We start from the raw sequence: 22,833 nt of genomic DNA on the forward strand, positions 1-22,833 counted from the left end.
GATCCCTATACCGGAGCGTCGAGCCTGGCGACCTCTCTCGTTCGCTTTGGCTCCGTCAGAGACCGAACGCTCCTCCGCTGACGAGGATGACGATGCCGAGGCCGATCAGGACGATGGGGAACAGGATGTGTTCCCAGCGCTCGAGGACTTCAGCGATCGGCGGCCGGGTGGCAACGAACTTGGCGACTACGACCAGGACCGCGACGAGCGCGAGGAAGACGAGGCAGTAGGCGACCACTGCGATGGGTTCCACGCTGAGGAAGACGGGGACATAGACGCCGATGTTGTCTCCGCCGTTGGCGAAGGTGACTCCTGCGACGGTCCACGCGCTGACCTTCGTGCCCGTGACCTTGGCGTCATCGTCGTCATCGTCTCCGCGCCAGGCTTGCCATGCAGCCCAGAGACCGAGGGCCAGGGGGATGAGCCCGAAGTACGGGATAGCTGCTGAGGGCAGGAATGCTCCGGCTCCGATAGTCACCAGCACAGCGGCACCGAGGATGCAGGCGAACCCCACGTACTGGCCGACCAAGATGCGGGTGGTCGTCCCGCGTTGGCCCGCGCCGCGGGCGAAGAACAAGGAGAGCACGATGATGTCGTCGATGTTGGTCGCGATGAACAGGCCGATTGCCTGCAGGACCGCAGCCAGGATCACGCGCCCGCCTCTGCTGCGTCGCATCCGTGCACCGAGCAGGCAGGATCGATGCACGGGGCGTTCTCGTCAACCGCGAGGGTGACGTCAACCAGGGCGGTCAGCGCCTGCGTCAGGTGGGGATCGGCGATCTCGTAGCGCGTCTTGCGGCCCTCGGGTTCGGCAGCAACGATGCCGCAGTCGCGCAGGCACGCCAGATGATTGGACACGTTGGAGCGTGTGAGGTCCAGATCGCGGGCCAGCTCTGCCGGGTAGGCCGGCCGGTCGAGCAGCGTCAGGATGATCCGGGACCTGGTCGGGTCGGCCAGCGCGCGGCCCAACCGGTTCATCACGTCCAGGCGAGAAGCAATGGTCAGCATGCGCTGAACTATACAGCGAGGACTGAAGTGGTTTTACGCAGCCCGGAGTCGCTAAGCGTGCGAACGAGGCTGTGTCAGTTGGGGATCGACCCACGGGACGATTCGCCCGATCATCAGGGAACTCACGAAGCGGCGACAGAACCCCGCCACATAACGGCCAAGGCCACACTCGAGGCGCCGTCGACACGCCGCTCAGAAACCTGGTTCAAAACCCCTGCTGGTTCAGAACGGTGGATGAGCGTTCTTGCTTCGGTCCCGAACGCGGACTGCCAGCGTGCCCCGAATCTGCGCTGACACCCAGGTGTGCGGTCGTCACCGGCCACGTCCGCCGATCGCGCGAAGCCCCTGCCGTGCTGGAGGGCGGCCGGCAGGTGTCCGCGGCTTGTCGACTCGCGGGTACTGGCGAGGGCGTTCACACCTCTGGCACCCGAGGCTGACAGAGTCCGCTGAAGCCCACGAGCTGGCGCGGTTGCGGCATCATTCCGTCCATGACGAGCGCCGGTGGCGAACTGCCCAACGATCGCGTGACGACCGAGCTTCGCCGTCTGGCGTCCACGCTGCGCAGCGACTTGGCCACCAGCGCTGAGGTGTCTCGGCCCACCGTCGACGGTGACGTCGAAGGCTTCTCCGTGCGACCTGCGAGGGACGGCGCGCTGGAGGTCTTCCTCATGCACGACACGGACGGCATCATCGTCGGGCTTGAGGGATGCCCGGGGTGGCAGCTGCCGCGGACGCCGTCGAGCGTGGACGTGGTCCGAGCGATCGTCGATGCGGTGGTGGCAGGCAAGGTCGAGGTCGGAACTGGGCGGAAGGTGCGCTCGTACCGGGTCGTGCTGCCTGATGGGACAGTCATGGAGGACGGCGCGAAGGGCGTGCTTGCTTCGCTTCTCGAGATGCCGTGGAAGCCCCGCATGCATTGGGCCAGCGCGAAGGCGTACACCGACTGACGCCGGCGGCCGACCGCCCCCGATCGGCGCTGTGATCCCGGTGCTGATCGTCCGTGGAGTCCGCCGCACACCTGTCAGGTGTGACGGTCTCACTGCGGGTGATCTCGGCTGGGCAGGGCTACGCGTACCTGCTGCGGTCAGTCGTGACCGGCGACGGGAACGCTCCGCAGGCGTCGGCGTTCACGCGGTACTTCACGGAGGCGGGTACACCGCCCGGCGTGTGGATGGGGCGCGGGGTCGAGCACCTCGGCGGCGGCGCACTGGCGCCGGGGATGACGGTGACGCCGGCGCAGCTGCAGGCGCTGCTGGGTCATGGCGCAGATCCGGTCTCCGGTGAGCCGCTGGGCCGACCGTTCCGCCAGTACCCGACGGCAAGAGATCGGACCGCGCGCCGGGTTCAGGGCGTCGATCGGTCGCTGCCGGCGGCCCAGTTCGACGCCGAGGTGGCGCGGATCCAGGCACGGGAGGCAGCGCGTGGTTCGCAGACCGCGACGGCGGGGTTCGATCTGACGTTCTCGGCGCCGAAGTCGGTGTCGGTGCTGTGGGGGTTGGCGGACGCGACGACGCAGGAGCTGATCGTGGCGGCGCATCACGACGCCGTCGGGCAGGTGCTGGACTTCCTGGAGCGGGAGGTCGCGGCCACACGGACGGGTCATGGGGGTGTGGCGCAGGTCCCGGTGGTGGGGGTGGCGGCGACGGCGTACGACCACTGGGGCTCGCGGGCGCACGATCCGCAGCTGCACACGCACTTGGTGATCTCGAACAAGGTCAGGGCCGCGCACGACGGGCAGTGGCGCACGCTGGACTCGCGCGCTCTGCACCATGCCGTCGTCGCGTTGTCGGAGCATTACAACGCCGTGCTGGCCGACCGGCTCACGAACGCGTTCGGGGTCGGGTGGGAGCGGCGTGACCGGGGCCCTGACCGGTCGACGCAGTGGGAGATCGCCGGTGTCCCTGACGAGCTGCTGGCGGAGTTCTCCTCCCGGTCTCGGGACATCGATGTCGCCACTGGTCGACTCATCGCCGACTACGCGGCAGCGCATGGCCGGCGGCCCTCGCCGCGGGCGATCGTGAAGCTGCGCGCCCAGGCGACCCTCGCCACGCGGCCGGAGAAGTCCATCCACTCCTTGGCGGACCTGACTGCCGGCTGGCGACGTCGGGCAGAACGCCTGATGCGGTGTGATCCGATCGAGTGGGCGCGCGACCGGACCGTCGGAGGAACCGCCCGGTCCCTCACTGCCGATGCCGTGCCTGTCGACGTCGTCGAGCAGGTCGCGGCCGAGGTGGTGGCGAAGGTCTCGCAGAAGCGGTCGACGTGGCAGCACTGGAACCTGTGGGCGGAAGCCTCGCGCCGCACGATGCATCTGCGATTCGCCACGGCGGAGGATCGCGAGCAGGTCGTCGCCATGATCACCGACGCCGCCACTCGCCGATCCGTCCAGCTCACGCCCGCCGAGCTCGCCAGCACTCCGGCGGCGATGTGCCGACCCGATGGGACGAGCACCCTGCGCCCGCGGCACTGCGAGAAGTTCACGAGCCATGAGCTGCTCGAGAGGGAGGACAGGCTCCTGCACCTGGCCGATGCCACGGGCGGGCCGGTCGTCGCCCGGACGACGGCGTCGTGCGTCGTCTCCGGCCGCACGCCCGACGGCGTCCGGCTCGACGCCGAGCAGGCTCGCGCCGTCGCGCAGCTGCTCACCTCAGGAAGGCGCCTGGACCTGCTCGTCGGCCCGGCGGGCACGGGCAAGACGACGGCGATGCGCGCGCTGGCCGCCGGCTGGATCGCCACGCACGGTCAGGGGAGCGTGGTGGGGATGGCACCATCGGCAGCAGCCGCGCAGGTGCTCGCCCACGACCTGCGGATCCCGTGCGACAACACCGCGAAGTGGATCTACGACCACCGCCGCGGTCGCACAGACTTTGCACCGGGTCAGCTGGTGATCCTCGACGAAGCGACACTCGCGTCTACCCGAGCCCTGGACACGATCACGGCCCGTGCCGCGCGGGTCGGCGCCAAGGTCGTGCTCGTCGGCGATCCGGCCCAGCTGCAGTCCGTCGATGCCGGCGGCGCCTTCGCCATGCTGGTCGCGGCACGTGGCGAGGACGCGCCGCGGCTGACCGAGGTGCACCGGTTCGTCCAGGACTGGGAGAAGGCCGCCTCGCTGGGGTTGCGCGACGGTGACCCCACAGTCATCGACGAGTACGAGGCGCACGGCCGACTCCGCGAAGGCAGCACCGACGAGATGGTCGACGCCGCCTACGCCGCCTGGCGACACGACGTCGATGCCGGACGGCCGAGCATCCTGGTCACGGAGACCTCTGAGACTGTCCGGCAGCTCAACGACCGCGCCCGCGCCGAACGCATCGGCCTCGGGCTGACCTCCGCCGGACGCGACGTCGCGCTGAATGACGACACCCGCGTGTCAGCAGGCGACGTGGTCATCACGCGCCGTAACGACCGCCGCCTACGCACCGGCCCAACGGGCTGGGTCCGCAACGGCGACCGCTGGACGGTGACCCACGTGCGTCTGGACGGCGGCCTCGACGTCCGTCCCGAGGGCCGACGGCGGGGGAGCGTGTTCCTGCCCGCGGGCTACGTGGCAGAGCATGTCGACCTCGGCTACGCGGTCACGGCCCACCGCGCCCAGGGAATGACCGTCGACACCGCGCACGTCGTCGTCTCGTCGTCCACCACCCGCGAGGACCTCTACGTGTCCATGACCCGAGGCCGCCACGCGAACACCGCCTACGTGGCGCTCGACAGGCCCGACCCGCTGCACGCCGCCCCGCCGGAGCCGGACGTGACCGCACCCAGCGTCCTGTTCGGCGTCCTGAACCACAGCGGCGCCGAGATCTCAGCACACCAGGCGACCGAGAGCGAGCAGAACCGGTGGGCCGGCATCGCCCAGCTCGCCGCCGAGTACGAGACCATCGCCACCGCCGCGCAACGAGACCGCTGGACCCGGCTCGTGCGTCGTGTGCTCCGCGAAGCCGGCGAGATTGCGCAGGATGAGGTCGACCAGACGGTCCGGTCTGAGGCGTGCGGCGTCCTGATGGCCGAACTGCGTCGCGCCGAGGCATATGGCCATGACGTCGACAGCCTTCTGCCCCTCCTGGCCGGTCAGCGAAGTCTGCTCGACGCCGACGACCTCGCGGCCGTCCTCACCTCGCGCCTGGCCCGCGCCACCGTCCGGCCGGCCAGAGAGGCGAGGCCCGACCTCATCGCGGGCCTCATCCCAGCAGCCCGCGGGCCGCTTCCCGTAGACGTCGCCTCGTCGCTCGATGAACGCCGCAGACTTATCGAAACCCAGACACACATGCTCGCCGCGACGGCCCTTCATGACCGCGAACCGTGGGTGCGCCACGTCGGAACTCCTCCTCGCGGGCCACAGGAGCGCGCGCGCTGGCTTGCCGAGGCCAGGATCATCGCCTTCTATCGCGACCGCTACTTCATCGGCGGGCCGCAAACATTGGGCCCTCCACCTAAGTCCCTGGTGCAAGAACGCGAACGGCGCCTCGCGGCAAGTGCCGTCGAACGCCTCGCTCGGTCGCTCGGAAAGGAGTCCGGCACGGCTTCCCGTGGCTCACGTCGCACCTCCGACGCTGGGCTTCGGCGCGGCTGACCCGTGCCAGAGGGCGGTTGCCGCATGGGCAAGGCATGTGATGGGGGCTAGCCTCAGCGTGTGATCGCCCAGCAGCCGCACCCGCGGACCCGTGCGGGGGGCCCAGTCGCACAGCGCACGCCTCGTCCTGCTCAGGGAGGTGGCGAGTTCTGATGCGGGGACCACGACGTCGGAACAGAGCATCATCGCGTGCGATGTCCCCGCAGTCGCCCAATGTTGACCCTACGTCCAGCGAAGCGGCCGCGGTCGAGACGGCTTGGAGGATCCACGACAAGACGGCGGGTGCCACTGGGGCGGTCGATTCGAAGGCCGCCTTCCTCTTCACGGTCCAGTCGGCCGCACTCGTCGTGGTCGTTACGCTGAGCGACCAGGGTCGCGTTCTCTCGCGCACCGGGACCCCTTGGGAGAACATGCTTCTCCTTGCCGGCATGCTCCTGCTGCTCATCGGGGCGTTGCTCTCGGCCACGATCGTTGTGCCGAGGCTACGCTTCCGCGCGGTGCGCCGACGCGCCGACGAGTGGAAGACCAACACCGTCTACTTCGGCCACCTGCGGCACTGGGACCCTCCGGAGCTTGAGGCGGCCCTGCGCGACAAGCCGGTTCTACCGATGCTCGCAGAGCAGCTTGTCCATATGAGCAAGATCGCGTGGCGCAAGCATGTCGCCGCGATCGTCTCCCTGTGGGTAACGCTCGCGGGACTTGCAAGTGTCGCCTGGTGCACTGCGCTCGTCTTGTACTAAGCCGATGGCCGGTCGTGTCGGACGCCGCCTGTACCTTCGCTGCCAAGGAGGACACATGGAACTGGACACCCTGCTCGACATCCTGGAGTCATCGGTCCGGGAGACACTCAAGACGAAGCCCGATGTCGATCAGAAGGCTGACCCGTCCCTCGAAGATATCCCCGGGCAAGGCTCGGGTCGCTGGCTGAAGATCCCCGAGCTCGTAGCGGTCGTGTTTGATCTCAAGAGCTCGACCCAGCTCGGCACAGGCCGCCACGACACCTCGACAGCACGGGTCTACAAGACGGCCGTTGAGTCGGCCGTGCAGATCCTCAACGAGTTCGACGCTCAGTTCATCGACATTCAAGGCGACGGCGGCTTTGGACTGTTTTGGGGTGAACTGTCATACGAGCGGGCTCTTTGCGCGGGGGTCACCATCCGCACGTTCAGCGACGAACTCGTGCGGCAGTACGAGGCCAAGTTCACGACAGGCGAGTTCCCAGATACGGGCTTCAAGGTCGGGATCGCGTGCGGGCGTGTGCTCGTGAAGCACCTCGGCACGCCGCGCAACGACGACGAGCAGGAACCAGTTTGGGCGGGTCGTCCCGTGAACTTCGCCGCAAAGGCGGCCCAGGCGGCGGACCGCAACGAGGTCATCATCACCGGGTCGGTCTGGGACCACTTCGAGAAGAACGACTATGTCGCGTTCTCCTGCGGATGTGGCGGAGCGCCGTCGGATGGTCTCTGGGAGGACTTCACAATCGCGAAGGTCGACGGGTCTGAGGGATTCGGGCGTCGTCTCGAAGCGGGTTGGTGCGACAAGTGTGGACCTTCGTACTGCGAAGCGATCCGAACCGGCGCGAAGAAGCGTGACGACATCCCAGATTCGGTGCGTAAAGCGCTCGCGATGACCGCCATGCGGGAGGCAGTCGCGAAGAAAGCCCAGGCGGACCGGGCGCATCGGCGAAACCTCAACGCGCTGCGGTCCAAGCTTCACTAGATCCGTCCGTCGTACCGTCCAGCCATCAACGTGGCACCGTAGATCCATGCGTCCTTGCTCACCGTCGTACCCCCGCTGGACCCCCGCGGGCGACCTTGGTGGAGCGAAGTTGCAGGTCAACGCGCATTCCGAGGCTTACACCGTGGATGTCGGGGGTTCGAGTCCCTCCGGGCCCACCACCAGGGATTTTGCGCCCCTGACCTGCATCTTCGTCGCCTGGTAGCGTGGTCCGGGACGGACCTGATCCGGACCGATTGCGACCGCCGTCTCTACGGACGTCCACCACAGGGACCTGCTGATGCGGCAGCACGCCCCGCTCGGGGGCTGCCTCGCGGAACCCAGAAGGATGCGCAGTTCGTCTCAAAGCGGTTCGGCGAGTACATGCTCCGCCGTCCAAGAGGCCGGGGCCGGGTGCGTCAGAGCCGCCAGGTCTCGGAGTAGTCGGCGTGGTCGGCATACGGGAGGGCAAGAGCACGGAGCATGCGCTCGCCCACGAACTCGATGCCGCTCGCCTCCCGCGCATCGATCGCCCGGTCGAGGTCCTTGTCCATGTCGAGGCCCGTCGCCTCGTAGGCGAGCCGGATGAGCAGACGCTTCGCCTTGACCTCGGCCAACAGCCGGGCCGGTGTGAACGCCTGATCAGGTTCGTTCGGTGCAGGCGCGTCATGGGATCCCTGAGGACGCCCAACTCCCGAGGCGGTCGCCCTCGCCTCGTCCTCGTTCAGGCGGGCGTTCAGGAACTCGGTCAAGGTCACGTGGGCAGCATACGGTCGGGTGCTCCCGACAGCCGGTCGTCGAACGGCCGATGCCGCGACGGCGCAGCTCGGACGATGAGGGCGATTCGCCCGGAGGCGGGCGAAACGCGCGTACAGTCGAAGGTACCCGGGACGACCGTCCCCCAGCTGAGGTACTTGGGTCCGGAGACGTGAGGAGGCCGTCATGGCCACCACCCCGACGCCCACCCCTCCGTTGGCCTCCGCGACCGACGGCAACCTCGGCAGGAGGGCGACCGGGCGGGCCCGGTCACCCCGGGGCACCCGCACGAGCACCGGCGGCATCCCGGGGAGACCCCTCCGCAGCCGCGCCGGCGCCGTCTGGGTCGGAATCTGCATCGCGGCGATCGTCCTGGTCGCGTTGACCGTCTTCATGCTCCAGAACACCCAGCTAGTGCTGGTCTCGTTCCTGGGCATGCAGGGCACCGTCCCGCTGGCCGTCGCCCTCGTCGTCGCCGGCGTGGGCGTCGGGATCATCGCGCTCGTCGTGGGCACGATCCGCATCGCTCAGCTTCGACGTCGCGTGCAGCGAGGCGGCTAGAGCGTGCGAACCCTGCTCGAAGGGACATGCCCATGAACCGCGAGATCGTGACGCCCCACCACGACAGGCTCCACGACCTCCTGAGCGAGCTCGTGGCAGCCCAGTGGGCGGTGGAGGATGCCGTCGCGGTCGTCGACGGCGGTCTTCCGATCGATCTCGCGGATTATGTGACGGCGAGGGCACGGCTCGACCTTGCAGTCACCAGCTGGAACCGTCGGGTCGTCGCCGGGGCGGTCCGAGATGCCCCACGCGCGCCCCTGCCGGAGGTGCGAGGCGGCCGACGGGCTGGTCCTGCATGATCGCGGCCATCGCATCGGCATGGCCCTCGAGGATCCCTGCGACCATCGGGGTCTCGATCACACCGGGGCAGATGGCGTTGATGCGGATGGTCCAACCAGGACCTGGTCGACCACGGTTGGCGGACCGACGAGTTCGGAACCCGCAGGGCGTCGGGACCGGTACACCGACCGCCGAGGAGGCTCCGCATGAGCAAGGTCCGCACCCACATGACGATGTCGCTGGACGGGTTCGTCGCCGACCCGGGAGACGGGATCGGCGAGCTCTTCGAGTGGTACGAGGCGGGCGACGTCGACCTGCCGAACCCGAACGACCACGTCACCTTCCGGGTCGACGAGTCGAGCTCCGAAGTGCTGCGAGACCTGACCGCGAACTGCGGTGCGCTCGTCGCGGGACGGCGCCTGTTCGACATCGCGGACGGCTGGGGCGACCACCACCCGTCCGGCGCGCCCGTCGTCGTCGTGACGCACCACCCGCCCCAGGACGCGGCCACCCGGTGGCCGCGCACCAGCTTCGTCCCCGGGGTCGAGGCGCCGCGATCACCCAGGCGGGCCGGATCGCCGGTGACCGCGACGTCGTGATCGCCAGCACGTCGATCACGCAGCAGGCGCTCGACCTCGGGCTCGTGGACGAGGTGTGCGTCAGCCTCGTGCCCGTGCTGTTCGGCGAGGGGATCCCGTACTTCGGAGCGCTGGCACGGGGCCACCTCCTGCTGGAGGACCCGGTCGTCGTCCAGGGGCGTCGCGCGCTGCACCTGCGCTACCCCGTCCGGCGCTGAAGCACGCGCGGCCGCCCCACGCGCTCGGCGAGCGGGCCGGTTTGCGAGCAAGAGCGGTCCTGGGAGGGTGGACGAAGGTCCAGCAGCGGGCCGTCCCTCTCGGAATCGGAGGACGACCATGGCTACCGGAGAGACCGGATTCGACGACGTCACGTACGACCTGGTGTCGGTGCAGTACCACTCGCTCAAGGCAGGCCACGACTACGGGCAGTACGTGCGCGACGCACGCAACGCCGGCCAGGAGGAGATCGCGGCGTTCTTCGAGCAGGTGATGGCCGAGGACTCGGAGCGCGCCCACAAGTGCCACGACTTCCTCGGCCAGCTCGCACAGCACGGCACCTCCGCGACGTCGCCGGGCGGCGGGCAGGGGTGAGCTCCGGCGCCGGGACCGTCGCCGACGCGCTCGTCGGACGGCTCGTCGACTGGGGCGTCGAGCGGGTCTTCGGGTACGCCGGAGACGGCGTCGACCCCCTGCTCGGCGCCCTGCGTCGGCGGCGCGCGGACGTCGAGCTCGTGACGGCGCGGCACGAGGAGATGGCCGCCTTCATGGCGTCCGGGCACGCGAAGTACGGCGGCGGGGTCGGGGTCTGCCTGGCCACCCAGGGACCGGGCGCGGTGCACCTCCTCAACGGCCTGTACGACGCGAAGCTCGACCGCCGGCCCGTCGTCGCGATCGTCGGTCAGGTCGTGACGACGGCGCTCGGTTCGGGCTACCAGCAGGAGGTGGACCTGCACACGCTGTTCAAGGACGTGTGCGCGCCGTACCTGCAGACCGTGATGACCGCGGAACAGCTGCCGCACGTCCTCGACGACGCGTTCCGCACGGCGCTGGCGACGTCGAGCCCCGTGGGGATCATCGTCCCGCACGACGTGCAGAAGGCGGACGCCCCCGAGCCGGAACCGCACGCGCACGGACTGGTGCGCAGCTCGACCGCGTTCGCGACCCCGAGGACCGTTCCTCCCGAGGACGGGCTGCGACAGGCCGCGGACCTCCTCGCGGCGGGGGAGCGGGTCGCGGTCCTCGTCGGGCAGGGCGCGGCGGGGGCCGAGGAGGAGGTGCGCCGGGTCGTCGAGCGGCTCGGCGCCGGGCTCACGACGTCGCTGCTGGGCAAGCCGCTCCTGGACGAGTCGCTGCCCTATCACTGCGGCGTCATGGGGCACCTGGGGACCACGGCGTCGGCCGACCTCATGGCGGGGTGCGACGCCCTCCTGATCGTCGGCAGCAACGACCCCTGGACCGAGTACTACCCGCACCCGGGCCAGGCCCGGGCCGTCCAGGTCGACATCACAGGGCGCAACATCGGGACCAAGTACCCCGTGGACGTCGCCCTCGTGGGCGACGCGCGCCAGACGCTGGAGGCCCTGCTCCCGCTCCTGCCCGAGAGGACGGGCTGGCGCACCCAGGTCGAGAAGTCCGTCGCCGGGTGGCGGGAGGTGGTGCGCGAGCGGGCGGCGCAGGAGACCCGCCGGCTCAACCCGCAGCGCGTGGTCCACGAGCTGTCCGCGCTCCTGCCCGCCGACGCGCAGGTGGCGGTCGACGTCGGGTCGGTCACCTACTGGTACGCGCGGTTCCTCCACCTGCCGCCGGGCGTGCCCGCCCACCTGTCCAGCACCCTCGCCTCGATGGGGTCGGCCATGCCGTACGGGATCGCGGCCAAGCTGCTGCACCCCGGCCGGCCGGTGGTCGCCCTCGCGGGCGACGGCGCGATGCAGATGAACGGGCTGTCCGAGCTCGTCACGGTCGCCGACCGGTGGCGCGACTGGCCCGATCCCCGCTTCGTGGTGCTCGTGCTCGACAACGGCGACCTGGCCGAGGTGTCGTGGGAGCAGCGGGAGATGGAGGGCGACCCGCGCTTCGAGGACTCCCAGCGCGTGCCACCGTTCCCCTATGCGGAGTACGGGGAGCTGCTGGGGCTCCGCGGCGTCCGCGTGGACCGGGCGCAGGACGTCGAGCCGGCATGGCGCGCCGCCCTCGACGCCGACCGACCCGTGGTGATCCACGCGGTGGTCGACCCGGACACCCCGCTGCTCCCGCCGCGCCAGCCGCAGGAGAAGGTGGACACGATGCTGCGCGGCCTGGCGCAGGAGCCCGACGGTGCCGCGAGTGCCGTGGAGCTGCTCGAGGAGCAGCTCGGGCACGAGAGCGGGGGCTGAGGTCGGGTCCGTCAGGTGGCGAGGTCGATGACCACCTTGACGTCGTCGTCGTGGGGGGTGAAGGCGTCGGCGGCGTCCTCGAGCCGGACGCGGCGGCTGATCAGTCCCCGCAGCCAGGGGAGGTCGGCCGCCGCGAGCGCCTCGGCGGCGTCGCGGTAGTGCTGCAGGTTGGCGTTGACCGACCCGACGACCGCGTCGTTCTCGAGCACGAGCTCACGGTTGACGGCGCCGAGGTCGAGGCGAAGGCGCCGGCCGGGGGAGGTGACGCTCGTGAGGCAGGTGATGCCGTACGTGCCCGTGGCGGCGATGGCGTCCAGGACCAGGGAGCCGGCCCCGGTGGCCTCGATCACGACGTCGGGCTCGACGTGCTCGGCCAGCGTCGTCAAGGACTCGGTGTGGTACGTCGCGCCGAGGTCGGTCACGAGGTCGGGCTTGGGCCCGTCCGTGACACGGTCCAGGACGTGGACGTCCAGGCCTCGCTGCACGCCGAGCATGGCGGCGAGGAGGCCGATCGGGCCGGCGCCGGTCACGAGGGCGGTGCGGGGCTCGAACCACGACCGTCGTCCGACGGCGTAGACCTGTTCCCAGGCCTTGGCGACGACGGTGGTGGGCTCCAGCAGCACGCCGACGTCCTGCAGAGCCGGGTCGAGACGCACGGCGTAGTCGGGCTCGACCGTCCAGCGCCGGCTCGCGTACCCGTCGAGGCCCTTGATGCCGCGCTCGGTGTAGCGGCCGTTGCGGCACATGTCGAACTGCCCGCGGGCGCAGGCGCCGCACGGGACCGGGTCCGGACGGCGGACCACGCCCACGACGAGGTCGCCGGCGTCGAACCCGCTGCCGTCGGGTGCCTGGCGGACCCGGCCGAGGGACTCGTGCCCGATGACCAGGCGGTCGGCGCCCTCGGGCGCTTCTCCGTACTCGCCGCCGGCGATCTCACGGTCGGTGCCGCACACGCCGACCGCCAGGCCGTCGACGAGCAGCAGGCCGTCGGACACCGGCGGGTCGGCCACCTCGGTGACGGCGAGCGAGCCCGCCTGGCCGGGGATCACGGTCAAGGCTCTCATCGGTCCTCCTCGTCGTCCTGGGTGCCGGCCACGTCGGGGGCGCCGCGGCCCCGCAGCGCCCGGCTCGCGTCACGGGCCCCGTCACGTGCTGCCCGCTGCCCGTCGTCCGCGGGCCGGGTGCGGCCCAGGTGGCGTGCGGTGTTGACCAGCCCCACGTGACTGAACGCCTGGGGGACGTTGCCCACCTGCCGGCCGGCGTGCACGTCGTACTCCTCGCTGAGCAGCCCCAGGTCGTTGCGCAGCGACAGCAGCCGCTCGAACAGGGCGGTCGCCTCGCCGGTCCGTCCGATGCCGTGGAGCGCGTCGGCGAGCCAGAAGCTGCACGCGAGGAACGCGCCCTCCCTACCCGGCAGGCCGTCGATCCCGCGGGCGTCCGTCGGGGCACCGGCGCCGTCCTGGCCCGGTGCATCGGGGTGGGTCTGGTAGCGCAGCAGCAGACCGTCCTCGCTCAGCTCGCGCTGCACGGCCTCGACGGTGCCGACCGCCCGGGGGTCGTCCCACGGCAGGAAGCCGACGCGGGGGATGAGCAGCAGCGCCGCGTCGAGGCCGGCGGAGCCGTAGGACTGCGTGAAGGTGCCGCGGTCGGCGTCGAACCCGTGGCGGCACACGTCGGTGTGGATCTGGTCGGCCAGTCCGCGCCACCGGACGGCGGGCCCGTCGAGCCCGTAGGCGTCGACGGCTTTCGCCGCCCGGTCCACGCCCGCCCAGGCCATGACGCGCGAGTGGACGAAGGCGCGCCGCGGCCCGCGCACCTCCCACAGTCCGTTGTCGAGGTCCTGCCAGTGGCCCTCGAGGAAGTCCAGCAGCTCGCGCTGCAGCGCCCACGCGTCGTCGGTGGGGGCCAGCCCGGCCTCCCTGCCCACGTGCAGCCCGTCGAGCACCTCGCCCCACACGTCGAGCTGGAACTGCTGCGCGGCCGCGTTGCCCACCCGCACCGGACCGGAACCCTCGTACCCCGACAGCCAGTCGATCGTCAGCTCGGGGATGCGACGGCGCCCGTCGATGCCGTACATGATCTGCAGGTCGGCGGGGTCACCCGCGACCGCGCGCAGCAACCACTCGCGCCACGACCGGGCCTCGTCCACATACCCGGTGCCGAGCAGCGCCTGCAGGGTGAACGCCGCGTCCCGCAACCAGCAGAACCGGTAGTCCCAGTTGCGCGACCCGCCCAGCGACTCGGGCAGCGACGTCGTGGCCGCCGCCGCGATGCCGCCGCTGGGCGCGAACGTGAGGGCCTTCAGCGTGATCAGGGAGCGGTGCACCGCGTCGTCCCACGGGCCGTCGTAGCGCGACCGCGACACCCAGTCGGACCAGAAGCGCTCGGTGCTGCGCTGCGCGCGGTCAGGGTTGACCGTGCGGGGCTCCGGCGCGAACGAGGGGTGGTAGGTCAGGACGAACGGGACGCGCTCGCCGGCGGACACCTCGAACCGGGCGTGGATCGTGCGGTCGTCGTGCGTCACCGGCACGGGCGTGTCCAGGGTGACGGCGTCCGGTCCCGCGACGGCCGACACGTCCGACCCGTCGATCACGATCCACGGGGCGACCGACCCGTAGTCGAACCGCAGACGAAGCTCCAGCTCGACGGGCACCCGCCCCTGCACGCCCTCGACGATCCGGACGACGTCCGCGACCTCGTCGCGCGGCGGCATCAGGTCGATCAGCCGGACCGTGCCCTCCGGGGGGCGCCACTCGCTCTCCAGCACCAGCGTGTCGCCGCGGTAGTGGCGCGAGGTGCAGGGCCCGCCCGATGCCGGCCCGATCCGCCAGCGCCCGTGCTCCGGACCGCCCAGCAGGGCCGCGAAGCACGCCGGAGAGTCCAGGCGCGGCAGGCACAACCAGTCCAACGACCCGTCCCGGCCCACCAGCCCCGCGGTGTGCAGGTCACCGATCAGGCCGTAGTCCTCGATCCGCTGCGTCACCCGACGAGTCTTCGTCCACCTCGCCCTGCACGCAGGTGCAGACCGCGCCGCGCCGGGCCGAGCCCGCGGCGACGCCCCGCTCAGCCGGGCGGGGCGAGGGCGGCCAGCGAGTCGAGGAGACGCAGCGCCGACGCCGCCGCGCGGCCGTCGGCGTCGTGCGCGGGGTCGTAGGAGGTCAGGGACACGCTGTGGACGGGGACCGCGGCGCCGATCGCCTCGACGGACGCCGTCAGGGCCGCCAGCGACGGGCCGCCGTCGACGGCGAACCCGTTGGCGACGCCGTCGCCGGGGTCGATCACGTCCAGGTCGACGTGCACGTGGACGCTGTGCACCCGTGCTGCGAGGGCGTCCAGCGCACGGACGAAGGGCGAGTCGCCGGACGGGCCCAGCCCCGCGGGACCGACCACGGGGATCCCGGCCGCCTCGATGACGCGACGCTCCTGCGGGTCGACGGAACGGACCCCCGCCAGCAGCACCTGGTCGCCCGGCACCGGTCCGAACCCCGGCACGGCGCCCGCCAGGCCCTGCCAGCACAGGCCCGTCAGGACGGCCACCGCCATGCCGTCGAGGAAGCCGCTCACGGTGGACTCGGGCGTGTTCGCGTCACCGTGCGCGTCGAACCACACGACGCCGGTCCGGCTCTCCCGTCCGAGGCCCGCGGTGACGCCTAGGACGCAGCCGCAGTCGCCTCCCAGGACGAGGGGGAACGCCCCGGCGTCCACGGCCTGCGCCGTCGCCCTGGCCAGCGACGTCTGGACGGCGAAGTAGGCGCCGGTCTCGTGCCCGACCGGTCGAGGGGCGTCGACCTCCACCACCTCGACCTCCCGGCCGGCGGACCGCAACCGGTCCGGCGCGCCCGCGGCGAGGAGCCGCTCGGGGCCGGCACCCATGCCGTCCCGGTGCCGGCCCAGGTGGTAGGGGGCGCAGACCACACGGATCATGCGATCCACGGTAGGTTCCCGCGTCCCCAGACACCTTCTGGACCCCTCCGTACCTCCGACTCCGCGGCGCGGCTATCGCCGTGCGGTGGCGACGAACGGGGCCGTCCGGGGGTAGAGCCCGTCCTCGGTCACGGTGATCAGGAACGCGCCGAGGTCGGCGCGGGTGATCTGGGTCGAGCGCGTCGATCGGTGCGCGTCGTGCTCGAGCCGGCCGGTCGGTGCGCCGTCGACCAGGCGCGGCGGCCGCACGAGGGTCCAGTCCAGGCCGGAGGCCGCCCAGACGGCGTACTCGGCCGGCTTGTCCTTGACGACGTCGCCGCCGAGGGTGCGGATCAGCCAGGAGATGGCCTTGTCCTTGCCCGCCTTGCGGTCCCCGGGCACGTCGATCCCGGCGCCGCTGATGCCGACGAACCGCCCTGGTCCACCGGCCCGCATGACGTCCACCAGGGCCCGGGCGGTGCGGGTGTGCAGGTCGGCCTCCCTGCCGGTGGGGCCGAGCGCGGAGACGACGACGTCGGCGCCGGCGGCCAGGTCCGACAGGGCGTCCGGGGCGGTGGCCTCGCCCACGACGACGCGGACCCGGTCGCGGGCGGCGTCCGGGAGCCTGGCCGGGTCGCGCACCAGGACGGTGACGTCGTGGCCACGGTCCAGCGCGGTGGTCAGGGCGTGGGCGCCGGTGCGCCCGGTGGCGCCGATCAGGGCGAGCTTCACGGTGTGTCCTCGGTGTGTGCGTCGGTGCCGGTGTTCTGGGCCTCGGGTTCCAGGGCGTCCGACTCGGGCGGGGCGGGGTTCCAGACGGCGCGCTCGCGGTGGGCGAACTCGGCGAAGTCGACGGGCTCGCGGCCGAGCACGGTGCGGACGTCGTCGGTGAGGCCCGCGGCGAGGCCCAGACGTGCCGTGGTGTAGATCGCGGTCGTGACCGCGACCATGCCCCACGGCATCCGCAGGGTCCCCCGGGCGTGGCGCAGGTAGCGCAGGACGCCGGGGCGTGCGTAGCGGACGGGGCGGCCGAGCTCGGCGGTGAGGATGTCGGCGACCTGGCCGTAGGTCAGCGCCCGTGGCCCCGTGACCGTCCACGCCCGGTTCCTGTGGCGCCCCGGGTCGAGCAGGGCGGCCGCGGCGACCGCGCCGACGTCCTCCGCGTCGACGAACGCCGTCGCCCCCTTGCCCGCGGGGACCAGGATCTCGTCCCGGTCGCGCACGTCGGTCACGTGGGTGGTGGACAGGTTCTGGTGGAAGAACGACGCGCGCACGAACGTCCACGTCAGTCCGGACCCGCGCAGCCAGGCCTCGACGGACGCGTGGGGGACCACCTTGTTCTTCTCCGCGCCCTGCAGGGACAGGAACACCACGTGCTCGACCCCGGCGGCGCGCGCGGCGGCCATCGCCGGCAGCAGGTCGCGCTTGACGTCGCCGATCGCCGGCGGCCGCACCAGGAACATCGACCGCACGCCGTCGAACGCCCCGCCCCAGGTCGCGGGGCCGGTGAAGTCGAACGCGACCTCGTCCGGCGCGCCGTCGGCCGGGGAGCGCGCGCCCAGCCTCACCTCGGCGCCGGCCGCGCGCAGCTCGTGCGCCACCTCCTCGTCCTCGACGGCCTCCCCGCGCAGGGGGAGAGCGTCCGGGACGTCGCCACGCGCCTCGACGTGGCCCACTCGACCGCGAGCCGGTTCGTCAGCCGGGCCGAGCGCGCCGGCGTCGTCACGCGCACGACGGCACCGCACGACACCCGGCAGACCCTGGTCGTGCCGTCCCCGTCCGGTCGCGAGCTCGCGCGTCGGGCGGAGGCCTTCCGCCTGGACCGCCTCGCCGCCATCGTCGACGCGTGGGACGAGGAGGACGTCCGCGTCCTCGCGGAGGGCCTGCGCCGGTTCGCCGCGGCCAGCGCGCCAGGGTAGGCGGGGCTGCAGGTCAGGCCACCTTCGTGTTCAGCTGGACGACCCACCGCGTCCTGCGGGGCTCGGCGGGCGGGTCGGTGCGAACGCCTCGCGTCGCCCGGTGCGGCCACCCCAGCGGCCGTCGTCGTGCCGTACCTCGATGGGGTGCTCGAAGGCTGCGGTGACGTGCTCGCTGGTCAGCACCTCGTCGACCGGACCGGCGGCCACGGCGCGGCCGTGGGAGAGCAGCAGGGCGTGCGACGTGCTGGTGGGCAGCTCCTCGAGGTGGTGCGTGACCAGGACGGACGTGAGCCCGGGATGGGTGGCGGACAGCAGGTCGACGGTGTCGAGGAGTTGCTCGCGGGCGGCGACGTCGAGCCCCGTGGACGGTTCGTCGAGCAGCAGGAGGCGGGGGTCGGCCACGAGCGCCCGGGCGACGAGGGCCCGCCCGCGCTCGCCCTGCGAGAGCGTGGGCCACAGGTCGTGCGCCCGGTGACCGAGCCCGAACAGGTCGATCAGCTCGCGCGCGTGGTCGCGCTGGGCCGGGGACGGGGACCAGCGCATGGCCGTCTCGACGCTCCCGGTGAGGCCGGTCAGCACGACCTGCGTGACCGACAGCGGGGAGCGCAGCGGGTGCCGCGGGTTGACGTGCCCGATGTGGCGGCGCAGCGCCTGGAGCTCGACGCGTCCGAGCCGGTGGCCGAGGACGTGCACCGCGCCGCGGGTCGGGTGCACGACGGCGCCGGCCAGGCTGAGGATCGTGCTCTTGCCGGCCCCGTTGGGCCCCAGCAGCGCCCAGTGCTCGCCGCGTCGCACCGTGAAGGAGAGACCCGGCAGGATCACGGTCTCGCCGCGTCGCAGGACGACGTCGTCGAGGTCGAGCGCGATGGAGGAACCGACGTCGAGCATGGATGACCTGGTCGAAGCTGACCCGCGGCGCGCGGTCGGGGACACGGAGGAAGCCATGTCCCCAGCGTGCGCGGGGGAGCGGGCGGCGCGCTTTCACTAAACTGCCATGTGATGTCGAACATCCGCCACATGCCGGTCGCGCCGACCGAGGTCCGGCATCTCGCCACGGGCGACGACGTGGACCTGCACCAGCACGAGGACCACCAGCTCATCTACGCCAGCACCGGTGTCCTCGAGGTGACGGTCGAGCAGGGCACGTGGTTCACCCCGTCCACGCGGGCCGCGTGGATCCCCGGCGGCACGCCGCACGTCTGGCAGGTCCACGGCGCGACGACCGTCCGCTTCGTCGGCGTCCCCCTCAGCCTCTACCCGGGCTCGCTCTACCCGAGCACCGAGCACGATCCCGCCCTGCTGCTCGTCTCCCCGCTGTTCCGCGAGCTCGTGGTCGCCTGCTCGGAGAACGGCGCGGCGACCACGCCCGCGGCCCGCCGGATGCTCGACGTCCTCGTCGACCAGCTCCGGCCGGCCCCGCAGCCGGCGACCATGGTTCCTGCCCTGCACGACCCCCGGCTGCGGGAGGTCCAGGCGATCGTCGAGGCCGAGCTCGCCGGCTCACCCACCCTGGGCGAGCTCGGCCGCCGGGTCGGGGCGAGCGAGCGCACCCTCTCGCGCCTGTTCCGCGACACCGTCGGCATGAGCTTCACGACCTGGCGCAACCAGGTCCGCCTGCACCGCGCGAACCACCTGCTGGCCGAGGGCCGGACCGTCACCCAGGTCGCGGCGGCGTGCGGCTTCGCCACCCCCAGCGCGTTCGTCGCGGTGTTCCGGGCGGCCTTCGGGCGCACGCCAGGGTCGATGTTCCGCTGACGGGAGGTGGCGCTCCGGGTGCGGCCCCGCAGGTCAGGGGGCGGGCGTCGCGGTGGACCCGCCGGCGTTGTCGACCGGACCGCCGGTGGGGCCGGGCTCCGTCGGAGGCGTGGTCTCCTCGTCCGTGGGGTCCGGCGCCGGCTCCGACGGTTCGTCGGTGGGTGTCGGCGTGGACGTGGGCTCGTCGGTCGGGGTCGGCGTCGAGGTGGGCTCGTCCGTCGGGGTGGGCGTCGGCGTCGAGGTCGGGGTAGGGGTCGTGGTCGGCGTCGGCGTCTCGCGGGGCGTGGGCGTGCTGGTCGGGGTGGGCGTCGACGTCCGCTCGGGGCGGGACGTCGGCTCCTGCGGGGCCTGCGTCGTGGGGGCAGTGGTGGTGGGCGTCCGCGACGGGGTGGACGACGGCGACGGGCTGTGGGTGACCGGGGCGACCGGGCCGCCGCCGTCGGTGTCGCCGAAGAACCAGAACGCGCCCGCGCCGAGGGCGGCCACCAGGATGGCGGCCAGGACGATCAGGAGGATCCGGCGCTTGCGGGACGGCTCGGGCTCCCCGGCGGCGGGCGCCCCGGAGGTGGGCGTGTCCGCGGGCGGCTCGGGGGGCGGCCCGCCCAGCACCTCGGTGGGCGCCTCCGCGGCGAGGGGCTCCGTCGGCGCGTCGGCGTCCGGCTGGGGCGTCACGGGCTCGGTCGCGTCGACGGCGCCGAGCATCCGGGTGCGCTGGAGCTCCGCCTCGGCGCCCGCCGCCGCGGCGGCCGCGAGGCCGGCGGCGCCGATCGCCGCGGTCCGGTGCGGGTCCTGGGCCGCGATCTGGCCCATGGTCATGGTCTGGTCGCCGTCGGGTGCCGGGGGCTCCGCACCGACGGGCGTCGCGGACGTCGGCGGCGCCCCGCCGAGCAGCGTGGTGACCGTCTCGCCCATCGCGCCGGCGGTCGGGAACCGCCGGGCGGGGTTCTTCGCCATTGCCCGGGCCACGAACCGGTCGACGGCGGCGGGGACGGCGGCCCGGCGGGCCGACGGCGCGGGCACGGGGGCCCCGACGTGCGCCAGCAGGACGTCGCCCGGCCGGGAGCGCTCGTACGGGGGGTGCCCGGTGAGGGCGAAGTAGGCGAGCGCCCCGACCGAGTACAGGTCGCTGCGGCCGTCGAGCGGCCGGCCCTGCGCCTGCTCGGGGGACATGTACGACGCCGACCCGGCGACGCGGTCGCCGTCGCCCTCGCCTCCGCCGGGCGCGGTGAGTCCGAGGTCGAGTAGCCCCACCGTCACGGTGCCGTCGTCGTGCCGGTCGACCACGACGTTGCGGGGGCCGACGTCACGGTGCACCAGCCCTGCGTCGTGCACGGCCGCGAGCCCGTCCAGCAGCCCGGACACCACGGTGAGCGCCTCCGGCCAGGGGAGGCCCGTGCCAGCCGCGAGCTCCGACAGGGGGGTGCCGGGCAGTCGTCGCATGAGGAGCCAGGGGACGTTCGCGCCCGCGACCTCGTCCTCCCCGGTGTCGAGGACCTTCGAGACGCCCGGGTGGTCCATCAGGTCCGACGCCGCGATCTCGCGGGCGAGGCTGGCGCGCGCCACCTCGTCGTCGACGAGGTGCGGATGGAGGACCTTGACGAGGAGCGCCGGTTCGTCGCCGGGCTCGGCAGCGGGTGTGTCGCCGGGTGCGTCGACGGGCAGGTCAGCGGGCTCGCCGTCGTCGCCGGCGTCGTCGTCGACCGGCGCCTGCGCCGCGTGCAGGCGCGAGGCCTCGTAGACGGTGTACGTGCCGCCGGTGCCGAGGATGTCGCCCAGGACGTACTTCCCGCCGAGCACGACGTGCCCGGCGGCCGGCTCCTCGGCGGGGTCCTTCGGCGTCATGCCGGGCACCGCGGCGAGAGCGGGGCGTCGAGGCGGATGCCTGCGCGGGAGGGCGTCGGGGCGGCGAACTCGGTCATTTCAGTCATGGGCCATCACAGGATAAGTGGTGGCCACGCGTGCTGCAGTGTGCCCGGTCACGACTCCTGGAGGTCCGCCAGAGCGCTCTCGATCGCACGGTGGAACGTGGGGTAGGCGTAGATCAGGTGGCGCAGCTCGCCGACCGGCACGCGCGCCTGGACGGCGAGGGTGAGGACGGCGAGGATCTCGCCGCCCGCCGGCCCGGCCGCCGTCGCGCCGACGAGCACGCCGGCGTCGGCGTCCTCGACCAGCTTGATCAGGCCCTCGTTGCCGGGGCCGTGGACGAACCCGCGCGACGACGCCGCCAGGTCGGTGGTCCCGGTGCGGACCGTCAGCCCGGCGTCGCGCGCGGCGGACTCCGTGAGCCCGACACCGCCGATCTCCGGGTCGGTGAACGTGACGTGCGGGACGGCGCGGTAGTCCGCGCGCTCCTCGTCCCCGCCGCCCGTGCCGCCCGTACCGCCGCCCGACGCGAGGATGTCCGCGGCGGCGATGCGCGCCTGGTACATCGAGACGTGCGTGAACGCCCCCTTGCCCGTGACGTCCCCGACGACCCAGACGCCGTCCGCCGCGCGCAGCCGGTCGTCGACCGGGATCGTGCGGGCGGTGTCGTCGATGCCGACCGTCGCGACCCCGAGGGCCCGCAGGTCGGTGCGGCGGCCCGCGGCGACCAGCAGCCGCTCGGAGACCAGCTGCGTGCCGTCGTCGAGGGTCAGGGTGAACCCGCCGCCGTCGTGCGAGACCGACGAGACCTTCGCGTCCGTGCGCACCCCGATGCCCTCGGCGGCGAAGCGGCCGGCGAGGAGCTCGCTCGCCTCGGGCTCGTCGGGAGCCAGGAGCCGGGGGCCCGCCTCGACCACCTCGACGGCGGTGCCGAACCGGGCGAAGACCTGCGCCAGCTCGCAGCCGATCGCGCCGCCGCCCAGCACGGTGAGCGACGTGGGCGCCTCCGTGGCGCGCACCGCGTCGCGGTTGGTCCAGTACGGGGTGTCGGCCAGGCCCCCGATGGGCGGCACCGCCGGCTCGGTGCCCGGGTTGAGCAGGACGCCGCGCGTCGCGCGGAAGCGGAGCTCGCCGTCGGCGGTCGCCACGACGACCTCGCCCGGGCCGGCCAGCCGTCCCCGGCCGCGCACGAGGCGGGCGCCCGCCTTCTCCAGGCGTTCGACGGCGGCCGTGTCGTCCCAGTCGGTCGTGGCCTCGTCGCGCACGCGGGCGGCGACGGGGGACCAGTCCGGCGTGACGTCGACGCTGCCGGCCAGCGTGCGCGCGCGGCGGGCCTCCGCGAGCGCGTCCGCGGCGCGCACCATCATCTTGGTCGGGATGCAGCCGAAGTACGGGCACTCGCCGCCCACCAGCCGCGCCTCGACAGCGACGACGTCGAGGCCTGCGCGGGCCAGGCGGCCGGTCGCGTCCTCCCCGCCCGGGCCGGTGCCGATCACCACGACGTCGACGGTCTCGACGGGCTGCTCGGTCGTCATGCGGTCCTCCTCGGACGG

General features: G+C 72.6%; 23 protein-coding genes. 12 read left to right on the forward strand and 11 right to left on the reverse strand.

What is annotated here, in order from left to right; all coding sequences use genetic code 11:
• Positions 1 to 55 precede the first annotated feature (55 nt).
• The gene (locus ACFUVW_RS00140) at positions 56 to 652 is read right to left on the reverse strand and encodes a cadmium resistance transporter (protein WP_030153505.1); all 597 of its coding nucleotides are present in this window, start codon (positions 650 to 652) and stop codon (positions 56 to 58) included.
• On the reverse strand, positions 649 to 1,008 hold the full coding sequence (locus tag ACFUVW_RS00145; protein ID WP_028708027.1) for a Cd(II)/Pb(II)-sensing metalloregulatory transcriptional regulator CmtR: 360 nt from the start codon (positions 1,006 to 1,008) through the stop codon (positions 649 to 651). The genes ACFUVW_RS00140 and ACFUVW_RS00145 overlap by 4 nt, the downstream gene beginning before the upstream one ends.
• A gap of 488 nt (positions 1,009 to 1,496) precedes the next feature.
• On the opposite strand from ACFUVW_RS00145, the gene ACFUVW_RS00150 reads away from it, so the two are divergent.
• From ACFUVW_RS00150 to ACFUVW_RS00165, 4 genes are all read left to right on the forward strand, one after another.
• A complete protein-coding gene (locus ACFUVW_RS00150; RefSeq protein WP_430569315.1) occupies positions 1,497 to 1,955 on the forward strand; it encodes a hypothetical protein in 459 nt (152 codons plus the stop codon).
• 80 nt (positions 1,956 to 2,035) lie between these two features.
• Positions 2,036 to 5,578 carry a MobF family relaxase gene (gene mobF / locus ACFUVW_RS00155; protein ID WP_430569316.1) on the forward strand — a complete coding sequence of 1,181 codons (3,543 nt, stop codon included), beginning with the start codon at positions 2,036 to 2,038 and terminating at the stop codon, positions 5,576 to 5,578.
• Positions 5,579 to 5,772: 194 nt separating this feature from the next.
• The gene (locus ACFUVW_RS00160; RefSeq protein ID WP_430569317.1) at positions 5,773 to 6,318 is read left to right on the forward strand and encodes a Pycsar system effector family protein; all 546 of its coding nucleotides are present in this window, start codon (positions 5,773 to 5,775) and stop codon (positions 6,316 to 6,318) included.
• 55 nt (positions 6,319 to 6,373) lie between these two features.
• Positions 6,374 to 7,297, forward strand: coding sequence for a hypothetical protein (locus tag ACFUVW_RS00165; RefSeq protein ID WP_430569318.1), 924 nt, complete (start codon positions 6,374 to 6,376; stop codon positions 7,295 to 7,297).
• Between the two features lie 416 nt (positions 7,298 to 7,713).
• Here the strand turns inward: ACFUVW_RS00165 and ACFUVW_RS00170 are convergent, their stop codons facing one another.
• A complete protein-coding gene (locus ACFUVW_RS00170) occupies positions 7,714 to 8,052 on the reverse strand; it encodes a DUF6221 family protein (RefSeq protein ID WP_430569319.1) in 339 nt (112 codons plus the stop codon).
• A 184-nt stretch (positions 8,053 to 8,236) separates the two neighbouring features.
• Between ACFUVW_RS00170 and ACFUVW_RS00175 the strand changes: the two genes are divergently transcribed.
• The 6 genes from ACFUVW_RS00175 (at position 8,237) to ACFUVW_RS00200 (ending at position 11,840) form a co-directional block, all read left to right on the forward strand.
• Positions 8,237 to 8,611: a hypothetical protein gene (locus ACFUVW_RS00175; protein WP_430569320.1), complete on the forward strand. Its 375-nt coding sequence runs from the start codon at positions 8,237 to 8,239 to the stop codon at positions 8,609 to 8,611.
• 32 nt (positions 8,612 to 8,643) lie between these two features.
• A complete protein-coding gene (locus ACFUVW_RS00180) occupies positions 8,644 to 8,910 on the forward strand; it encodes a hypothetical protein (RefSeq protein WP_430569366.1) in 267 nt (88 codons plus the stop codon).
• A 186-nt stretch (positions 8,911 to 9,096) separates the two neighbouring features.
• On the forward strand, positions 9,097 to 9,489 hold the full coding sequence (locus ACFUVW_RS00185; RefSeq protein ID WP_430569321.1) for a dihydrofolate reductase family protein: 393 nt from the start codon (positions 9,097 to 9,099) through the stop codon (positions 9,487 to 9,489).
• Positions 9,486 to 9,686, forward strand: a complete 201-nt coding sequence (locus tag ACFUVW_RS00190; RefSeq protein ID WP_430569322.1) for a hypothetical protein — start codon at positions 9,486 to 9,488, stop codon at positions 9,684 to 9,686. The genes ACFUVW_RS00185 and ACFUVW_RS00190 overlap by 4 nt, the downstream gene beginning before the upstream one ends.
• Before the next feature lie 118 nt (positions 9,687 to 9,804).
• Positions 9,805 to 10,059: an acyl carrier protein gene (locus ACFUVW_RS00195; RefSeq protein WP_430569323.1), complete on the forward strand. Its 255-nt coding sequence runs from the start codon at positions 9,805 to 9,807 to the stop codon at positions 10,057 to 10,059.
• The gene (locus ACFUVW_RS00200; RefSeq protein ID WP_430569324.1) at positions 10,056 to 11,840 is read left to right on the forward strand and encodes a thiamine pyrophosphate-requiring protein; all 1,785 of its coding nucleotides are present in this window, start codon (positions 10,056 to 10,058) and stop codon (positions 11,838 to 11,840) included. Before ACFUVW_RS00195 ends, ACFUVW_RS00200 begins: the two co-directional genes overlap by 4 nt.
• Before the next feature lie 11 nt (positions 11,841 to 11,851).
• On the opposite strand, the gene ACFUVW_RS00205 is transcribed toward ACFUVW_RS00200, so the two are convergent.
• From ACFUVW_RS00205 to ACFUVW_RS00225, 5 genes are all read right to left on the reverse strand, one after another.
• A complete protein-coding gene (locus ACFUVW_RS00205) occupies positions 11,852 to 12,904 on the reverse strand; it encodes a glucose 1-dehydrogenase (protein WP_430569325.1) in 1,053 nt (350 codons plus the stop codon).
• Entirely contained in the window at positions 12,901 to 14,907 is a 2,007-nt protein-coding gene (locus tag ACFUVW_RS00210) for a glycoside hydrolase family 15 protein (RefSeq protein ID WP_430569363.1), read from the reverse strand. The genes ACFUVW_RS00205 and ACFUVW_RS00210 overlap by 4 nt, the downstream gene beginning before the upstream one ends.
• Complete coding sequence (locus ACFUVW_RS00215; RefSeq protein ID WP_430569326.1) at positions 14,904 to 15,764, reverse strand: arginase family protein; 861 nt, start codon at positions 15,762 to 15,764, stop codon at positions 14,904 to 14,906. Before ACFUVW_RS00215 ends, ACFUVW_RS00210 begins: the two co-directional genes overlap by 4 nt.
• A 72-nt stretch (positions 15,765 to 15,836) precedes the next feature.
• Entirely contained in the window at positions 15,837 to 16,475 is a 639-nt protein-coding gene (locus ACFUVW_RS00220; protein WP_430569327.1) for an NAD(P)-dependent oxidoreductase, read from the reverse strand.
• Positions 16,472 to 17,344 (reverse strand): NmrA family NAD(P)-binding protein, encoded by an 873-nt coding sequence (locus ACFUVW_RS00225; RefSeq protein WP_430569328.1) that lies wholly within the window; start codon positions 17,342 to 17,344, stop codon positions 16,472 to 16,474. Before ACFUVW_RS00225 ends, ACFUVW_RS00220 begins: the two co-directional genes overlap by 4 nt.
• Between ACFUVW_RS00225 and ACFUVW_RS00230 the strand changes: the two genes are divergently transcribed.
• Positions 17,336 to 17,662, forward strand: a complete 327-nt coding sequence (locus ACFUVW_RS00230) for a MarR family winged helix-turn-helix transcriptional regulator (RefSeq protein WP_430569329.1) — start codon at positions 17,336 to 17,338, stop codon at positions 17,660 to 17,662. The two genes, ACFUVW_RS00225 and ACFUVW_RS00230, sit on opposite strands and share 9 nt — an antisense overlap.
• Before the next feature lie 30 nt (positions 17,663 to 17,692).
• Here ACFUVW_RS00230 and ACFUVW_RS00235 read toward each other — a convergent pair whose 3' ends face one another.
• Positions 17,693 to 18,550 (reverse strand): ABC transporter ATP-binding protein, encoded by an 858-nt coding sequence (locus ACFUVW_RS00235; protein ID WP_430569330.1) that lies wholly within the window; start codon positions 18,548 to 18,550, stop codon positions 17,693 to 17,695.
• Positions 18,551 to 18,661: 111 nt separating this feature from the next.
• On the opposite strand from ACFUVW_RS00235, the gene ACFUVW_RS00240 reads away from it, so the two are divergent.
• A complete protein-coding gene (locus ACFUVW_RS00240; protein WP_430569331.1) occupies positions 18,662 to 19,417 on the forward strand; it encodes a helix-turn-helix domain-containing protein in 756 nt (251 codons plus the stop codon).
• A 33-nt stretch (positions 19,418 to 19,450) separates the two neighbouring features.
• On the opposite strand, the gene ACFUVW_RS00245 is transcribed toward ACFUVW_RS00240, so the two are convergent.
• Positions 19,451 to 21,259 carry a protein kinase gene (locus ACFUVW_RS00245; RefSeq protein WP_430569332.1) on the reverse strand — a complete coding sequence of 603 codons (1,809 nt, stop codon included), beginning with the start codon at positions 21,257 to 21,259 and terminating at the stop codon, positions 19,451 to 19,453.
• A 134-nt stretch (positions 21,260 to 21,393) separates the two neighbouring features.
• Positions 21,394 to 22,815, reverse strand: a complete 1,422-nt coding sequence (locus tag ACFUVW_RS00250) for a dihydrolipoyl dehydrogenase family protein (protein WP_430569333.1) — start codon at positions 22,813 to 22,815, stop codon at positions 21,394 to 21,396.
• Positions 22,816 to 22,833: the final 18 nt, after the last annotated feature.

Origin of the sequence: Isoptericola sp. NPDC057391 (assembly GCF_042668085.1) — a bacterium.
Classification (GTDB): domain Bacteria; phylum Actinomycetota; class Actinomycetes; order Actinomycetales; family Cellulomonadaceae; genus Isoptericola.

What these genes read in the sequence shown, in the direction of transcription:
- ACFUVW_RS00145 (WP_028708027.1), bottom strand. Translation starts at nt 1,008, where the DNA reads ATGCTGACCATTGCTTCTCGCCTGGACGTGATGAACCGGTTGGGCCGC.
- ACFUVW_RS00150 (WP_430569315.1), top strand. Translation starts at nt 1,497, where the DNA reads ATGACGAGCGCCGGTGGCGAACTGCCCAACGATCGCGTGACGACCGAG.
- ACFUVW_RS00160 (WP_430569317.1), top strand. Translation starts at nt 5,773, where the DNA reads ATGTCCCCGCAGTCGCCCAATGTTGACCCTACGTCCAGCGAAGCGGCC.
- ACFUVW_RS00165 (WP_430569318.1), top strand. Translation starts at nt 6,374, where the DNA reads ATGGAACTGGACACCCTGCTCGACATCCTGGAGTCATCGGTCCGGGAG.
- ACFUVW_RS00175 (WP_430569320.1), top strand. Translation starts at nt 8,237, where the DNA reads ATGGCCACCACCCCGACGCCCACCCCTCCGTTGGCCTCCGCGACCGAC.
- ACFUVW_RS00180 (WP_430569366.1), top strand. Translation starts at nt 8,644, where the DNA reads ATGAACCGCGAGATCGTGACGCCCCACCACGACAGGCTCCACGACCTC.
- ACFUVW_RS00185 (WP_430569321.1), top strand. Translation starts at nt 9,097, where the DNA reads ATGAGCAAGGTCCGCACCCACATGACGATGTCGCTGGACGGGTTCGTC.
- ACFUVW_RS00195 (WP_430569323.1), top strand. Translation starts at nt 9,805, where the DNA reads ATGGCTACCGGAGAGACCGGATTCGACGACGTCACGTACGACCTGGTG.
- ACFUVW_RS00205 (WP_430569325.1), bottom strand. Translation starts at nt 12,904, where the DNA reads ATGAGAGCCTTGACCGTGATCCCCGGCCAGGCGGGCTCGCTCGCCGTC.
- ACFUVW_RS00215 (WP_430569326.1), bottom strand. Translation starts at nt 15,764, where the DNA reads ATGATCCGTGTGGTCTGCGCCCCCTACCACCTGGGCCGGCACCGGGAC.
- ACFUVW_RS00235 (WP_430569330.1), bottom strand. Translation starts at nt 18,550, where the DNA reads ATGCTCGACGTCGGTTCCTCCATCGCGCTCGACCTCGACGACGTCGTC.
- ACFUVW_RS00240 (WP_430569331.1), top strand. Translation starts at nt 18,662, where the DNA reads ATGTCGAACATCCGCCACATGCCGGTCGCGCCGACCGAGGTCCGGCAT.
- ACFUVW_RS00245 (WP_430569332.1), bottom strand. Translation starts at nt 21,259, where the DNA reads ATGACGCCGAAGGACCCCGCCGAGGAGCCGGCCGCCGGGCACGTCGTG.
- ACFUVW_RS00250 (WP_430569333.1), bottom strand. Translation starts at nt 22,815, where the DNA reads ATGACGACCGAGCAGCCCGTCGAGACCGTCGACGTCGTGGTGATCGGC.